The organism is Paenibacillus sp. FSL R7-0048, from assembly GCF_038004505.1.
In the GTDB taxonomy this organism is placed as follows: Bacteria; Bacillota; Bacilli; order Paenibacillales; family Paenibacillaceae; genus Paenibacillus_AQ; species Paenibacillus_AQ odorifer.
On the sequence record NZ_JBBORF010000001.1, the window covers coordinates 6,359,936 to 6,376,124 of the forward strand.

Genomic DNA, 16,189 nt, shown 5'->3' on the forward strand with positions numbered 1-16,189 from the left:
ATCAAAACATTTACTCACAAACTTACATTTTGTAAGTCATTGTGTTATAATAATCACATTCCTCCATACACGGACAGGCGTTAGCAAATATATGAATAACAAGGGGTTTGTGAGCATGAGTAAAGAAGCAACCGCAGCACCAGCATCCGATTTTGAATTTGGTATCTATACCTTAGGAGACATCGTAGCGGATTGTCATACAGGGAAGAAGATCAGTCCAAAACAACGTCTCGACGAAGTCGTGGCTGCAGCTAAGCTGGCAGATGAAGCGGGACTTGATGTATTTGGTGTAGGTGAGCATCACCGTCTCGATTTTGTAATTTCTTCGGTGCCAGTGGTGCTGGCTGCCATTTCTCAGGTTACTAACAGAATTAAACTAACGAGCGCAACAACCGTATTAAGTACCATTGATCCTGTACGGGTGTTCGAGGATTTCGCCACACTTGATTTGCTGTCGAATGGACGTGCAGAGATTATTGCGGGGCGTGGTGCTTTTGTGGAGTCTTTTCCGCTCTTCGGGTATGAGCTTGAAGATTATCACCGTCTATTCTCCGAGAACATCAATTTACTCTTGGAGCTTAACAAACATGAAGTTATGAACTGGGAGGGCTCCTTCCGTTCATCGCTGAAGGATTCGGAGATTGCTCCACGTCCATTGCAAGAGAATCTTCCGCTCTGGATTGGTGTAGGCGGTTCTCCAGAAAGCGCGGAGAAGGCCGGGATGCTCGGGACCGGAATGGCTATCGCCATCCTAAGCGGCAGTCCAGAGCCTTTTCAAGAGCTTGCCGCAACCTATCGGCGTGCCGGAATTCAAGCAGGACATCCACCTGAGGATCTAAAGATTGCGATCACTAGCCACGGCTACATTGCTGAAACCTCACAGCAGGCTTTGGATGAATATTACTCTTACTACTATAGTTACCGTAACTCTATCAGTCCAAAACCGGGTCAAGAGTACAAGGTGTCTCGTGAGGACTTTGGGCAATATGTATCTGCTGATAACACGATGGCTGTGGGCAGCCCGCAGCAAATTATCGAAAAAATTCTCTATCAGCATGAGCTGTTCGGTCATAGCCGCTTTATGACTCAGCTCGATATCGGCGGCCTTCCTTACGCTAAGGTAGCCAAAGCCATTGAACTTTTGGCAACAGAGGTTGCACCTGTCGTACGGCGTGAGATCGCCAAGAAGAACAGCCGTTAGAATGGAATACCAAAAAGGGGCCCTCAAGCCAACGGCTGAGGCCCCCTTTTTATAAAAAAAATCACGCAAAGGATGGTTTATTATTATCTACTTTTCCGCTGATAAGCTTCTTATATTCGTCGTCTCCGCCGTCCAAAGAAGGTGCAGTATAAATCTGAGCTGAAGCTGGCTGCTGAGCAGAATGACTCGAGCCTGCTTTTCTTTTGGTGCTTTTGTCATCGCCGCCTGCACTCCTGCTCCCACCACTCGCAGATCGGAGAACAGCATCGGATAAGCTGTTAATACCTTTTATTCTCTTCATGCTGAATCCTCTCCTACTAAATGATTGATGGTACGGAATAAATCCTGATTATTCCCAACTACCGCCTTAAGATCATCTGCAGATAATCCATCACTTCCTGAGAAATGAACGGAAAGAACATACTTCTTACCTAGAGGATAGCATAGGATATATACCTCTGCAACTTCCGTGCGTTGAAAAAAAGTCCATTTACTCGATAAAAATGCATCTACCACACTAGGCTGCTTCTCATTCCCTTTCGTTACAGACAAGGGATAGGAGTGACCACGTCCGACATTCCCCCCCACCTGAACAAGTTGTTCCTTCTCTTGTGCCTGCCAGATGGCTGCACCGATTACACGACAATGCTTCGGAGGTAAAAAGGAATTGCGTATCGCCTCACTAAGTGCGTGATACTTCTCTCCATTCTCGGAGATGGTCACATTACTATTATATTGCCAAAAAAAATGAAGGATACTTTCCTTGCGCCTTAAATCCATCTTTAGCTGCTCTAAATCTTTAAGCGGGTCACGGAATCTTCCACGTTCTTGAATATTATCAATAATCTTACCACAGCTCACATCCACAGCAGCCGTAGGATTATCGTGATGCACTTCATACTCTAAAGATGTAATTCCCGCTAAATCAGATAGCAGATGATATTCTTCTACATTTTCTCCAGGGATGAGATCATCACGCGCAGTTACCTGATCAGGCACTAGACAAAAAACACGGCTGCGCCGTAATCTAGCCCAAAACAAACCCATTTCAAACCCCGTATTATCGCGGGTCACATAATAATATTTACCACGGATTTTGGCGACATCATCTGGCGAGAACACAAATACGGCAAAATCGCTCTCATCCAAATTTCGCTCCAACGCCTCCATAGTGTATTCATTCGCCCGAAAAGCGTTGGCATACCAAGGATGCACTTCAGCATCCCTCTTCAGCTGCTCATGAATCGCTCTTGCATAACGTATAGACTCCCTGGAAGATCCAATGAATAGCTTTGGTTTAGTCACGGCAATGCTCCTTCATCCTCTTTCCCGATATGTAATAATTATACAAGTCTTTAGACCACCAGAAAAGAGGCCATATTCTCAAAAAATATTATTCTAAACCTCGTAAATTGGGTAAGGAATTACGACTACTCTCAAAAAGCGAGGATACTATGAACAAAATGATAGGTGTCACCCTGCTCACAGCTTGCCTTTTGGGTATAGCAGCGCCACAGTCTGCTGAAGCAAAGACAGCAGCGGGAAGTTATACCGCACAGGTATATGCGAGTTCTTTAAATGTACGCGATGAACCGGCTAAGAATGCAACTGTTGTAGGATCAATTAAGAATGGGGCTCGGGTTACTGTGACTGATGAGCAGCACGGATGGTTAATGGTTAAGGCGGGGAGCACCTCTGGCTGGGTAGCGGGTTATTACCTAAAAAAGGTGAACAGCAACTCCCTGCAATCCAGCGCTTCTGGAACGTCTATTGCTACTAAAACTAATACTGCCTCGTCAACGTCAGCCAATACTTCTAGTAGAACTTCAAAGGCTACAGTCACGGCTGATTCTCTGCGCATCCGAAGTGGCCCAGGAACTCACTATAAGGTGCTCGGTTCTTTAAAAGCCAAGGATACAGTCACTCTCCTTCTTCATCAGAACGGCTGGGCTCGAATTCGCACAGTCAGCGGTGAAACCGGTTGGGTGGCAGAGCAGTATATCCGAAGTGGAAGCACATCAAGCAGTACAAGCAGCATAAGCACCGTCCAGCATAAAGGCGGACTACGAGGAAAGCTGATCGTCATCGATCCTGGTCATGGCGGCAGTGATCCGGGCATGCTTGGCACTACATATAACACCATGGAAAAAGATTTGAATCTGCATACTGCACTTTATGTCCGCGATGCTCTTGTTGCTAAAGGAGCACGGGTAGAGATGACGCGCACCCGAGACGATCAGAAGCCGACGTTAGCTCGTCGTGTTCAGATGAGCCAAGCCCTGCGTGCTGATGCTTTTGTAAGCGTTCATTATAATTCTTCACCTAAAAATGTGTCCGGAACGTTGACCTTCTTTTATTCAGAAGCGGATGATTTGAAGCTGGCGCGGGCGATTGAAACCCGGCTGGGGCAAGGCATCGGTCTGAAAAGCAACGGGTTGTCCTTTGGCGATTATCACATCCTAAGGGAGAATCGGATTCCAGCTACCTTGGTTGAGCTTGGATTCCTTACCAATCCTACAGACGAGTCCATTGTCCGCAAGGCCTCCTATCAGAAAAAAGCGGCTAAAGCCATCGCTGAAGGCGTTGCGGATTATTTTAAATAACTGGCTGGAACAACACTCCAAAAAAAAGCCCGACCCATGTATCTCTCAGGTATGATCTGAGGAGATCTGTGGGTCGGGCTCTTTTGACTGCTTCCTTATACGAGCATTTGATAGACCAAGAACAAGTTCAACGATACAACCAGACCGGAGATAATCCAGCCCAGAGTGGCTGTCATTTTGCGATTCACTAACCCGCCCATAATCTGGCGATTGCTTGTAAACACAACCAGCGGAATCAACGCGAACGCAATCCCAAAGGACAGGATCACCTGACTGATCACGAGCGCTTTGGTTGGATTCACACCAAAACCAATGATCGCTAGTGGCGGAATGATGGTAATCGCACGGCGCAAGTACAGGTTAATTCTTTTGTTGATGAAGCCTTGCATAACCACATCGCCAGCCATAGTCCCTACGGAGGAACTCGACAGTCCCGCAATGAGTAGTCCCAACCCAAACGAGATCGCCGTTACTGGCCCAGCTAAGTGACCAAATTGTTGAAACGCGACATCCAGATCTTCAACCACGAGACCATTTTTGAAAAACAATGCCGCGGAGACAATAACCATAGCCAGATTTACTGCACCTGCGATAATCATCGCAATAATAATATCTATAAATTCCAATTTGAAAATCTGTTTTTTCTCCGATTCATTCACCCCGACGATACGGTTCTGTGTAAGTGATGAATGCAGGTAAATCGCATGTGGCATCACGGTTGCACCTAGAATTCCTGCGGCCAATAGGATGCTGTCCACCCCTTCAAACTTAGGTGTAAACATGCCTACGGCAACTGCTCCCATATCCGGTTTAGCTACAATAACTTGAAAAGCGAAGGCTAATACGACTATAAGGATCATCGCAGCAATCCCTGCCTCTAGGGAGCGGTATCCCCGGCGTTGCAGCTCTAAGATAGCAAATGAGCCCACCGCAGTAATCAGTGCTGCTGGCAGCATGGGAATATCAAATAAGAGATATAGTCCTAATGCCGCCCCGATAAACTCTGCCAGATCCGTAGCTATAATCACTAGCTCACTTTGAATCCATAAGAAGATAGATACACTCTTCGGAAAACGATCATGAGCGATCTCAGGCAAGTTCTTGCCTGTCGCAATCCCCAGCTTGGCGGATAACGCTTGGATTAGCACAGCCATTAGATTAGAGGCCACGATCACCCACAATAAGAGATATCCATATTTGGAGCCCGCCGTAATATTGGTGGCAAAATTACCTGGATCCAGATAAGCAACAGCAGCGATAAAAGCTGGGCCTAGAAAAGGAAGTAATCGTTTAATCCCTTTGATCTCCCCGTTAAGTACGGCTTGTGCTGAAACCGAGTTCTTATGTTGTTTTATATGTGGTTGTTCTACTAAAGTTTGTTCGAGCATTTCAATTCCTCCTCTTGCCCTGAAAAAGTTGTCTATATACACGAAAGTTTCCCCTGTGCAACTTATATTTAAAGTATATGCTTATTTCTGAAAAATGTAAACATGTTTCATATGGAATTTTCATTTGCTTGTTCACCAACGACTAGGCACAAAAAAAGCTGGACGATGATCAGGAATTACCCGATCTTCGCCCAGCTTAAGCTGCTTATGAATTTTTCTTCCATGTGTCCTTGAGCGGTACTATCCGGTTCAGCACTAGCTTATCTGCCGTGGTATACTTCTTATCCACACAGAAAAATCCGTGCCGGATCAATTGAAATTTATCTTCTGGCCTTGCGTTGCCCATTGATGGCTCCAGCAAACAATCCTTCAGGATCGTTAAGGAATCTGGATTAAGATACTCGTCCCAGCGCTCACCGTCTTCTTTAGGACCGTCGTTATCTTTCAGCAGACGCTCATATAGATGAACATCAGCCTTGATAGCATGGTCTGCCGATACCCAGTGAATGGTCGCCTTAACCTTCCGTTCTTTAAACCCGCTTCCGCTCTTCGTTCTCGGATCATAGGTGCAGCGAAGCTCTAGGATTTCTCCGGTAACTTCATCCTTGATTACTTCATTGCATTTTATGAAATAAGCACCCTTTAGCCTTACTTCATTCCCCATAGTCAGCCTGTGATAACCTTTTGGCGGCTCCTCCATGAAATCTTCTTGTTCAATATAAAGGGTTCGTGAAAAAGGAACCTCTCTTTCTCCAAGTGACTTATCTTCACTGTTATTCTCAATCGTCAGCCCTTCGTTATGATCCTCAGGATAATTAGTAATGACCACTTTTAAAGGCTTAAGAACAGCCATCACACTTGGAACCTTTGCCTTCAGATCTTGTCTAAGCGCATGCTCTAACATGGCAATATCCACAATGGTGCTATTTCTGACAAAGCCAATCTCCTTCACAAAATTCCGGATACTCTCCGGCGTAAAACCTCTTCTGCGTAAACCGCGAAGCGTAGGAAGTCTCGGATCATCCCAGCCATCCACATAATGGCCTGTAACCAGCTGTCTGATATATCGTTTACTCGTCACAACTCCGGTGATGTTCACCCGTCCAAACTCTCTTTGCTTAGGAGCCTCAGGGATATCCAGCTCATTCAATACCCACTCATAGAGCGGCCGATGATCCTTAAATTCAATCGAGCATAAGGAATACGTAATCCCTTCGATAGCATCTTGTATAGGATGGGCAAAATCATACATCGGATAGATACACCATTCGTTACCCGTTCTATAATGCTCCGCATGAATGATTCTGTAAATCACCGGATCACGTAAGTTGATATTAGGTGAGCTCATATCTATTTTAGCCCGCAACACTCTGGCTCCCGTTGGATAATCTCCAGCTTTCATCTCCGTAAATAACCGCAAATTCTCTTCCACAGAACGCTCCCGGAACGGGCTGTTTTTTCCCGGCTCCGTAAGCGTCCCTCTATAGGCTGTCACCTCTTCAGGTGATAAATCACAGACATACGCCTTTCCTTTTCGGATTAACGTAACTGCGCTATTGTATATTTTCTCAGAATAGTCTGATCCATAAAAAATATGGTCCGGTGGATAGCCCATCCATTGAATATCTTCGATGATGGCATTTACATACTCCAGATCCTCTTTTAAAGGATTGGTGTCATCAAAGCGCAAATGGAACTTCCCGCCATACTTTTTCGCAGTCGTATAGTTCGTATGAATAGCATACGCACTGCCAATATGCAGATACCCGTTAGGCTCCGGTGGAAATCTCGTGCATATATCTCTATTGTAAGTCCCTGCTTCCAGCTCTTCTTGAATCAATCTGTCGATGTAACTCTCTGCTAATACTTCCGGTTCCTCGCTCATTGGTGTTACCTCCTGTTTATAAGTGATATCCGCCTGCTTAATCTGCAAAATAAAAAGAACCTCACCTCCAAGACTTATGGTCTTGGGGACGAAATTCTCGCGGTACCACCCCAGGTTCATTAATATGTCGCCATATTAATCTCATCAAGTACGGCAAAACATCTTGCGCAGTGCTTATACTCTAGCTCTATAACAGGAGCTCCCGTCATACCATCCCCTTAGTCCGGTTCCGATATGCCGCTCAGAGGCTTGTTTCGATAAAATCCCCCTTACCCTGTTCTCATCATCCAGGGCTCTCTGTGAAGGAATGATTTCATGTACTCTTCTCGTCATCGCGTTTGATTATTTTGTATAGGATACCAAAAAGATAACCCTATGTAAATGTGCTTATTCCCCGCTAAGCGCCGTTAGGAGCTCCAATACTACTTCATTGTCAGGCTCTGCAGCCAAAGCTCTACGCGCGTATTCCAATGCAGCAGCTTCAGCTCCTAGCTCATAGTTACAGATTGCCATGCTATACAGCACTGATGCCAATGGTTCTTCCGTACTCGCATGCATGGAGCGTTCTAAGTAACCCAATGCTTCCGCGAATTTATCCATTTCATACAGCAGCAACCCCGCATCTAGCGACAGATCATAACTCTGTTCCATCGGATAATAGCCCGTCCACATCAACTGTATACCTCGCTGTAGATCCAGCATTTCTTCATCACTGGCACCCAGCAGCAGCTCCGAAATTTGTTCAGCGCTATGGATAAACCATTCAGCATCATACCCACCCAAACGCCAAAAGGCCAAAATTTGCTGCAGCCCCATCGTATCTAATTGCTGATCCATCCATTCCTTCATACTAAAGAAATCATCCGGGCCAAAACGTTCTATAAACCGCTTGTAACCCAGCCGAGTGTTTGTATAGCTCAGCGGTGTTGGAAGCATAAGAATACAGCCGATGTTCAGGTTTTTATAGTGATGACTGGTGAATATTGAATGCGCCCCTTTTTGTTTCAGCACATGCTCTATCGCATGATAATTCGCGGTCAAAGAGAAGCTTCCGTGATGAATCAGCAATGGAGGTTCTGCAAATTCCCAGTTCTCTAAGCGATGGTCTCCCTTATCCGCTGTAAGCAGCACGAATCCCTCTGTAGAGAGCCGCGCAAGCCGCTCCAGACAAGTAAGCCCCACCACCGGAAAGAGTATATGTGAATCCTCCAGCTTCTGCTGATAAAGCGCTATAACGTCATGATAGGGATAAGTCTCCTCTTCATAACTAGCCGCACTCCTATAATGGTACTGCGGGATGATTTTGCCGAGCGCATCGGAGGGGTTATCCGGATCAACTTCCGCCGAATACTGGATCGAAACCTCACATTCATATATTTTTCCTTCATCCACATAAATTAATTCTTGCGGAATGCTGTCAAAAAAGTAATTTGCCACAATCACCAATGGCTGCTGTAAATCACCCGGCCGAATGCTGAGCTTAGCGTGTACTAAATGTAGTTCTACATCCTGCACAGCATCAAAACGAGCGAAGTCCAAAATACCCTGCTCTACGTAAGGAAGTAGGCTCGGGTGCTGCTGCCAGCTGGATATATTTTTGGAAGGCAAATCACTCATCACATAACGAAAAGGAGGAAGAGGAATATCTGCGTAGTCTACGATTTCACATAACTTTTTAAGCACATGGAAGGCTAACCGGCCTGCTCCCGCTCCAAGTTCTAGAATCGTAACGGTCTCTGAGAGATGCCCTTGTCCAGCCCGGTCTTGCAGAAATCCAAAGATCATCTCTGCGTATGCTGTCGCAATCATAGGGTTACTCGTGATGTACTGCGGGACCTGATCATTATTCCAAGCCTTTAATCCCTGCTCTTCATAATATGTTCGTTGCAATTCCCAAATCGGTGCTTCGCTGAAGCGATATTGCTGTTCTTTGTTACCTGTCATCTGTTTCTTTACCCGCTCTCTGTCTAGCTTGTTGGAATAATCTATAGCAATTGCCTTATTGCGCTCTCAATGTGCGTGACCTGAAAATGACGTATTCAGCCTCTGTTGGAATGGTAACGGAAAATGATAATAATGCCGCCTTGGAGGTTGAGGAATCAGGTCCTTTCAACGTTTGATAAAAAGAATTCCCTTTACTGTCCACACTCACCAGCTCTAATTCCGCGTTTCCTTTGGGGATGATGAATCCGGAGGTATTTTGCACGCCTAAGGTTAATCTATATTCTTTCCCGGATTGAGCCTGCGTTAGCATAGTAGGATATAACGGATACGGATGTGCTGTCGTTTCGAGTGGATAAGGAGCAAGCGCACGATCTGCCTCAGGCTTCACCCATTCCTCCCCTTTTCTGGCTCCAATGCCAAGGGTTAATTTATTCACATTATTAAATTGCACTTCCCAGCGAAAAGACTTAAGCCCTTCTAAAATGGGAGACGCCGGAACAAACAGAGTGCCATCCTTTATCTCTGGAGCAACGCCTAATGAATCTACGGTCTCCCCATTAAAATCTGCCTCTAGCTGCCCTGCTTTAATATTTCCTACCGATCGGTCCAGCAGTGAAACAGTAATACTCTTGCTCAGAGCGTCATAGAGCAAATCTGCGCCAATCGCATTGGAGAAGGCTCGAATCGGCACCATTAATTTACCTGCTTTGAAATAAGGGGCGAGTTTACCTGGAAAAAGCACGTAATATCCCCCGTATGACAGTGGCATTACCTGTGTCCCTAACTGGACAGCTGCCGACACCGATGTAGGTGTAACCGCAGATCCCGCGGCGAACATAATCACTAATAGACCTATTACGTAAGCTTTTATTTTCCCTAATCGTTGTAAGGACTCCTTGATGTGAATCATCACAAACCCCTCTCCAGTTCATCTAGAACCTTAGCCTCTATTAGTAATAATCAATGATGACCCTACACATGTCAACTTGTACCACTTCTGCTATCCATCATAAAAGACAGCATTCCGCATATATTTTCATTGAACTCTTAAGGAACAAGAAAGGAGAACCTCTTATGACTTCTGCTGGACAGGATTCGGCAAACAAAACAAACATCCCCCAGCCCATCCGAAGCGATGGCACAGGGGGATTAGATAAAGGACCCCGCGATGTTATGCGGGATCTTGAGAATCCGGATATGTTCGTTCCTCCGGTGACTGATGCGGGCCTGGTTCCCAATTTGAAATTTTCTTTCTCTGATGCGCATATGCAGCTTAATCATGGTGGCTGGTCCAGAGAAGTAACCGTCAGAGAACTCCCTATCGCAACTACACTGGCAGGTGTGAATATGAGCCTGACCCCCGGTGGAGTACGAGAGCTTCACTGGCATCAGCAAGCGGAATGGTCTTATATGCTGTTAGGCCGCGCTCGGATTACTGCTGTGGATCAGAATGGACGGAACTTTATAGCAGATGTAGGACCTGGTGATCTATGGTATTTTCCGCCGGGTATTCCTCACTCTATACAAGGTCTTGAAGAAGGCTGTGAATTTCTCCTTGTCTTCGACGACGGAAGCTTCTCTGATCTGAATACCTTGTCTATTTCCGATTGGTTCGCCCATACGCCTAAAGAGGTACTTTCAGCTAACTTTGGAATACCTGCCGAGGCCTTTGACTCCATCCCCACTGAACAAGTCTATATTTATCAGGATCAAGTTCCCGGCTCATTACAAAGCCAAAAGGTGCAATCGCCATATGGAGAAATTCCACAGAGCTTCAAACATTCGCTGTTGGCACAGCCTCCATTAAAGACTCCTGGCGGGAGCGTCAGAATCGTTGACTCCAGCAACTTTCCGGTCTCCAAGACCGTGGCTGCTGCACTGGTAGAGATTGAACCTGGAGGAATGAGAGAGCTCCACTGGCACCCCAACAACGATGAGTGGCAATATTATCTTACCGGAAAAGGACGGATGACTGTGTTTGCCGGAAACGGTGCAGCACGTACCTTTAATTACAGGGCTGGCGATGTTGGGTATGTTCCTTTTGCATTTGGACATTATATTCAGAATACAGGAGAAGAATCGTTGTGGTTCCTCGAAATGTTCAAAAGTGACCGTTTTGCCGACGTCTCTCTGAACCAATGGATGGCTCTCACTCCCCATGAATTGGTTCAAAGTAATTTGAACGTTGGGCCCGAAGTGATCAATGCCTTACGGAAAGTGAAATGGCCAGTGGTGAAATACCCTAAGTTAAAAGAATAGGTTACTTCCTCCCTTTTGCTTATTCACCCGTCTCCGCAAATTGTTTGATTCTTTCACCAATCTGGTCACGCACATGCTGGAACACTGCCCACTTCTCTTCATCACTCCCTTGCGCTTTTGCCGGATCATCGAAGCCCCAGTGTTCCCGTTTGACCTTCGGAGGGGTCATTGGACATTTATCCGCAGCATCTCCGCATAAGGTAATGACCAGATTCGCATTATTCAGCAGATTAGTATCAATAATATCCGAAGTCTGGCCGGAAATATCTATGCCTACTTCGCTCATCGCTTGTACAGCTTTTGGATTTAGACCGTGAGCTTCAATACCTGCACTGTACACGCTCCATTCTTTTCCTAGATATTGCTTAGCCCAGCCTTCAGCCATCTGACTTCTGCAGGAATTCCCTGTACATAAAAAATAAATCGTTCTCTTGTTCATCTTGATCTTCCCCTGTCCAAATTAGTTAATCAACAACCACATATAAAGACCTAAAAGCGTAATAAATAACGTTGGAATGGTTAAAATAATACCTGTCTTAAAATACGTTCCCCAAGAAATCTTCACGCCTTTAGCCGAAAGTACATGTAGCCACAGCAGTGTGGCGAGTGAGCCAATCGGAGTGATCTTCGGTCCTAAGTCCGAGCCTATAACATTCGCATATATTAAAGCATCTCTAATGATTCCAGTGGTATGCGTCGCATCAATGGCAAGCGCGTCAATCAGAACGGTAGGCAGATTATTCATCAGCGATGAGATCAATGCAGCTATGAAGCCCATACCCATCGTTGCGGCAAATAAGCCCTGATCAGCAATAGACCCAATCATCTTAGCAAGTAAATCCGTCAGCCCAACATTTCGAAGTCCATATACTACGACATACATTCCAATGGAAAAGAACACAATCGCCCAAGGCGCTCCTGTAATCACTTCTTTCACCTTGACGTAAGGGCTTCTTCTCGCGAGAAGCAGGAACAAAATAGCTATGATCCCCGCAACCACAGATACCGGAATACCCAAAAATTCGCTGACAAAATACCCTACCAAAAGAACAGCCAATACAATCCATGACAGCTGGAACATTTTTTTGTCTTTAATCGCCTCATGCGGATCTTTTAGCTGTGAATCGTTAAAATGCTTGGGAATACTTTTGCGAAAAAAGAAATAGAGCACCACGATGCTCGCAACAAGGGAGAACAACGTAGGTATAATCATCTTGCCTGCATACTCCATAAACGTAATTCCGAAAAAATCCGCTGATACGATATTGACCAGATTGCTGACCACGAGCGGCAGTGAGGTGGTATCGGCAATAAAACCGCTGGCGATAATAAACGGAAAGACTTTTTTCTCATCAAAATGCAATGCCCTTACCATCGCAAGCACAATAGGCGTAAGAATCAGAGCCGCTCCATCATTCGCAAAAAATGCAGACACTAACGCACCAAGAACGATGACATACACAAACATTCGTCTGCCATTCCCGCGGGCAGCCCGCGCCATATGTAAAGCAGCCCATTCAAAAAATCCGATTCGATCCAGAATTAAAGAAATCAGAATAATAGCCACAAACGCTAAAGTAGCATTCCACACGATCTGCGTTACATCCAGAACATCATTAAAGCTGACTACCCCAGCTAGCAAAGCTATGATCGCGCCACCGCAGGCTGACCATCCAATCGATAAATTACGGGGCTGCCAGATTACAAGGATTAAAGTTACTAAAAATATAAGGATAGCTACAATAGCCAAAGTGCCATCCTCCTTTTACTGCAAATCCACATCTTTTTCAACACTCCTATATAAGCATGTGACTTCAATCCAACATCATTATATAACTATATGATTATATATAAATCAAAAAAATCCTTACCTGAAATTTAGTCGCAGCATGGCTCTTTAGCCTCTTTATTCAGTTCAGCCAATATCGATTTGGAACTAGGCATCTGTTGAAGAACAGCTTTAAGATGTGGTTTATCCTCGACATTTAACGAATAATGTACCCACTGTCCCCGCTTGCTTTCCCTAACGATTCCTCTACTTTTCAATTTCCGTAAATGCTGGCTAATCGCCGGCTGGGAAATGTCAAAGATATCAACGAATTCACACACGCACCATTCCCGCTCTTTCAGAAGAGAAAGCATTGCCAATCGTGTCTTATCTCCGAACAGCTTCAAGTCTTCAGCAATTTCCGTTAGTGTCTGCATTCCTTCTCTCCTCCTCTTGAAAGTATATAAGCTAATACTTATATTCTAGTGAACTTACCAATCGGAAGCAAGAGTTAATTTTTAGCGGGCTACCGTCCACTCATGCTCCAACATACTGAACATCAAAGAATCCCGCCATCCATCTTTAATAAGCAAAGCATCTCTTAATCTTCCCTCATAAGTCATACCTATCTTGGTGAGTACCTTGGATGATCCGCTATTTCTAGGGTCACAGGTCGCATATATTCGATGTAGTTGCAGTTCTTCAAAGCCAAATTTCAACATTCGTCTGGCCGCTGCTGTAGCGACTCCCTGTCCCCAGGCATCAGGATGGACAATATAGCCGATTTCGCCGCTTCTGTCCGTATGGCTACTAATATTTAATTCAATCATGCCGATCAAATGTTCAGTTCCTACTGCAACTATGGCTTGCGCGAACCGAGTTCTGGGAACTTTTTGAGAGTCTTCTATTGCTTGGTTCACAAATGAAAGGGTCTGATCAGCAGTATTTGGACCCCAAGCTTGAAAACGGCATACACGTTCTTGTGAACAATAGGCATGTACATCTTGCCAGTCCGTAAACTTCAGTTCGCGTAGATAGATAGGATTTCGCTCTAGCATCATCATCTTCCCCCTCAGCGTTTGCCTTAAGCTTCAGCCTGTTAACTATTCATAGGGTTGAGAGACAGGGATCGAGACAATAAACTGAGTTCCTTCCCCAACCTTGCTCTCCACTTCTATTTTACAATCATGCATTTTTAGAATTTTTAAAACAATGGATAATCCAAGTCCATTCCCTTTATGAACGCTGCTCCGCGCTTTATCCACCATATAAAAACGATCAAAAATGCGGGGCAATGCTGCCTCTGGTATGCCTTGACCAGAATCTTTAATAGAAACCTTCACAAACGCTATAGAACGCTCGATTTCGACATGAATGATACCCTCTTGGCTTGTATATTTTATAGCATTATTGATTAGGTTTTGCCAGACTTGATCAAACAAATCTTTATCCACCGTAATTTGGCAGGGTAATAAATCCAATTCTATCTGAATGTTTTTCTGTGCCCATTGTGGCTCCGCCAGAACGATCGCTCTTCTTAACTGTTCATCCAGCTGAAAAGTGGTGAGATTAACCGGATGATGTTCTGAATCAAGCGAGGCTAATCTAAGCAGATTGTCACTTAGGCGGGATAAGCGCAGCGTTTCCTGATAAATAATATCCAGATGTTCTTTTTGCTCTTCTACTGGAACGACACCATCTTGCAGCGCTCTAGTAAACCCTCTAATGGACGTAAGCGGAGACTGCATTTCATGAGAGACATTGCTGACAAAATCATCACGAACAGAGTCTATCTTTTGCAGCTCACTAGCCATATGATTAAAGCTTTCCATCAGTTCCCCGAACTCATCTTGATTTTTATGCGTCAAGCGCACAGATAAATCGCCTGATGCCATTTTTTTAGCTGCTTCCGTCAGACGTTTGATAGGCTTAACAATGAATCCGGACATCAAGAGAATCAGTAAACTTCCAATGACTAAAACCGTTAGAAGTGTAAAAAACACGTTGCGTCTGAATGTGATCAAGCTCGACGAAAAATCAATTTTAATGATGAGCGCAGCTTTCTCCTTATCTACGATGGGAATGCCAACAATAGCAACACCAGACTTATCATTAAGCATCACTGCGTCTGTGGAATCTGGCTTAAATAGAGCGGCAACCTTCTCCTTATCCACTGAAAAAACAGCATCACTCCACTCATTCACTCTCACTTTCGCAATATCGACCCCATATTTATTGAGCAGTTTAGTAAATGCCTGTGCTTTTTCCGGATCATCGATTAGGGTAAGCACTTTGGCTACGTCTCCAGCTACTCTAATGAAGATATGGTTTGGGGTCACATTATTTTCGGAAAACCGTACATTTAGCAAAAAAGAGATCATTAAGCTGACGATCACAATCCCAATGAACGTAATGACAATACGCAGACGCAGGCTTTTTTTCAACATTTAGGCCAACTCCAGACGGTATCCAAGTCCTCTTACCGTAGAAATAATTAGCTCGGGAATCGATTCAAGTTTTTCTCTCAGACGTTTGATATGTACATCTACCGTACGCTCGTCGCCTTCATAATCGACACCCCAAATATTTTCTATGAGCTGAGAACGCGTGAATATTTGCCCTGGCGAACCCGCCAGAGCAAATAACAACTCACATTCCTTTTTCTTCAACTCCACCGTTCTCTGAGCCGTAACAACGTTCAAATTCCCCAGATCAATCATCACTGCGCCTAGTTGAATCACACTCGAGGAGGTTAAATGATATCTTTTTAATAGTGATTTTACCCTCAGGACCAATTCAATGGGATCAAACGGTTTGACTAAATAATCATCTGATCCGGCATTAAATCCTCTGACTTTGTCCTTAGATTCTCCTCTAGCTGTAACCATCAGAATTGGAATATCGATATAAGATCGGATATCTTCGGTCAATTCAATACCATCTACATTTGGCATCATCACATCTACAATCACCAAATCGATCTTTGTATGCGCTAGAATGTCTAATGCCTCTTGACCGTCTGCTGCTTCCACTACGGAAAATTGGTTTTTTTCAAGATATAATCGTATTAATCTACGGATATGAGAATCATCATCCGCCACTAGAATCGTGTTCATCTCTCAATTTTCCTCTCCGCTAACC

Annotated in this window: 15 protein-coding genes and 1 other annotated feature; of the genes, 3 read left to right on the top strand and 12 right to left on the bottom strand. The window is 44.8% G+C overall.

All coding sequences use genetic code 11. From position 1 onward, the window contains the following. Positions 1 to 115 precede the first annotated feature (115 nt). Positions 116 to 1,201, top strand: coding sequence for an LLM class flavin-dependent oxidoreductase (locus NSQ91_RS28110; protein ID WP_076304783.1), 1,086 nt, complete (start codon positions 116 to 118; stop codon positions 1,199 to 1,201). A gap of 61 nt (positions 1,202 to 1,262) precedes the next feature. Here the strand turns inward: NSQ91_RS28110 and NSQ91_RS28115 are convergent, their stop codons facing one another. Both NSQ91_RS28115 and NSQ91_RS28120 read right to left on the bottom strand, forming a co-directional pair. After that, on the bottom strand, positions 1,263 to 1,502 hold the full coding sequence (locus tag NSQ91_RS28115) for a hypothetical protein (RefSeq protein ID WP_036680302.1): 240 nt from the start codon (positions 1,500 to 1,502) through the stop codon (positions 1,263 to 1,265). Beyond that, positions 1,499 to 2,506 (bottom strand): TIR domain-containing protein, encoded by a 1,008-nt coding sequence (locus NSQ91_RS28120; RefSeq protein ID WP_179088208.1) that lies wholly within the window; start codon positions 2,504 to 2,506, stop codon positions 1,499 to 1,501. The genes NSQ91_RS28115 and NSQ91_RS28120 overlap by 4 nt, the downstream gene beginning before the upstream one ends. Before the next feature lie 149 nt (positions 2,507 to 2,655). Here NSQ91_RS28120 and NSQ91_RS28125 point away from each other — a divergent pair, with 149 nt between their 5' ends. Then, a complete protein-coding gene (locus NSQ91_RS28125; RefSeq protein WP_076304785.1) occupies positions 2,656 to 3,804 on the top strand; it encodes an N-acetylmuramoyl-L-alanine amidase in 1,149 nt (382 codons plus the stop codon). A gap of 95 nt (positions 3,805 to 3,899) precedes the next feature. Here the strand turns inward: NSQ91_RS28125 and NSQ91_RS28130 are convergent, their stop codons facing one another. The 4 genes from NSQ91_RS28130 to NSQ91_RS28145 all read right to left on the bottom strand — a co-directional run bounded on the left by NSQ91_RS28130 (position 3,900) and on the right by NSQ91_RS28145 (position 9,931). Beyond that, positions 3,900 to 5,192 carry an Nramp family divalent metal transporter gene (locus NSQ91_RS28130; protein ID WP_076104178.1) on the bottom strand — a complete coding sequence of 431 codons (1,293 nt, stop codon included), beginning with the start codon at positions 5,190 to 5,192 and terminating at the stop codon, positions 3,900 to 3,902. A gap of 205 nt (positions 5,193 to 5,397) precedes the next feature. Further along, positions 5,398 to 7,077, bottom strand: a complete 1,680-nt coding sequence (locus tag NSQ91_RS28135; RefSeq protein ID WP_076193638.1) for a glutamine--tRNA ligase/YqeY domain fusion protein — start codon at positions 7,075 to 7,077, stop codon at positions 5,398 to 5,400. A gap of 81 nt (positions 7,078 to 7,158) precedes the next feature. Then, positions 7,159 to 7,419 (bottom strand) — a binding site (T-box leader). A gap of 45 nt (positions 7,420 to 7,464) precedes the next feature. Further along, a complete protein-coding gene (locus NSQ91_RS28140) occupies positions 7,465 to 9,021 on the bottom strand; it encodes an SAM-dependent methyltransferase (RefSeq protein ID WP_340920840.1) in 1,557 nt (518 codons plus the stop codon). Positions 9,022 to 9,076: 55 nt separating this feature from the next. Beyond that, positions 9,077 to 9,931 carry a copper amine oxidase N-terminal domain-containing protein gene (locus tag NSQ91_RS28145; RefSeq protein WP_076128771.1) on the bottom strand — a complete coding sequence of 285 codons (855 nt, stop codon included), beginning with the start codon at positions 9,929 to 9,931 and terminating at the stop codon, positions 9,077 to 9,079. 164 nt (positions 9,932 to 10,095) lie between these two features. Between NSQ91_RS28145 and NSQ91_RS28150 the strand changes: the two genes are divergently transcribed. Beyond that, the gene (locus NSQ91_RS28150) at positions 10,096 to 11,280 is read left to right on the top strand and encodes an oxalate decarboxylase family bicupin (protein ID WP_076128773.1); all 1,185 of its coding nucleotides are present in this window, start codon (positions 10,096 to 10,098) and stop codon (positions 11,278 to 11,280) included. A 19-nt stretch (positions 11,281 to 11,299) separates the two neighbouring features. Here the strand turns inward: NSQ91_RS28150 and arsC are convergent, their stop codons facing one another. From arsC to NSQ91_RS28180, 6 genes are all read right to left on the bottom strand, one after another. Beyond that, entirely contained in the window at positions 11,300 to 11,719 is a 420-nt protein-coding gene (gene arsC / locus NSQ91_RS28155; protein WP_340920843.1) for an arsenate reductase (thioredoxin), read from the bottom strand. 21 nt (positions 11,720 to 11,740) lie between these two features. Next, positions 11,741 to 13,030: an arsenic transporter gene (locus tag NSQ91_RS28160; protein WP_076193629.1), complete on the bottom strand. Its 1,290-nt coding sequence runs from the start codon at positions 13,028 to 13,030 to the stop codon at positions 11,741 to 11,743. Positions 13,031 to 13,158: 128 nt separating this feature from the next. Then, positions 13,159 to 13,485, bottom strand: coding sequence for an ArsR/SmtB family transcription factor (locus tag NSQ91_RS28165; RefSeq protein ID WP_076128778.1), 327 nt, complete (start codon positions 13,483 to 13,485; stop codon positions 13,159 to 13,161). Between the two features lie 81 nt (positions 13,486 to 13,566). Then, positions 13,567 to 14,112: a GNAT family N-acetyltransferase gene (locus NSQ91_RS28170; RefSeq protein WP_340920846.1), complete on the bottom strand. Its 546-nt coding sequence runs from the start codon at positions 14,110 to 14,112 to the stop codon at positions 13,567 to 13,569. A 39-nt stretch (positions 14,113 to 14,151) separates the two neighbouring features. After that, on the bottom strand, positions 14,152 to 15,495 hold the full coding sequence (locus tag NSQ91_RS28175) for a sensor histidine kinase (RefSeq protein ID WP_081392613.1): 1,344 nt from the start codon (positions 15,493 to 15,495) through the stop codon (positions 14,152 to 14,154). Next, entirely contained in the window at positions 15,496 to 16,164 is a 669-nt protein-coding gene (locus NSQ91_RS28180; protein WP_076282682.1) for a response regulator transcription factor, read from the bottom strand. Between the last annotated feature and the right edge of the window lie 25 nt (positions 16,165 to 16,189).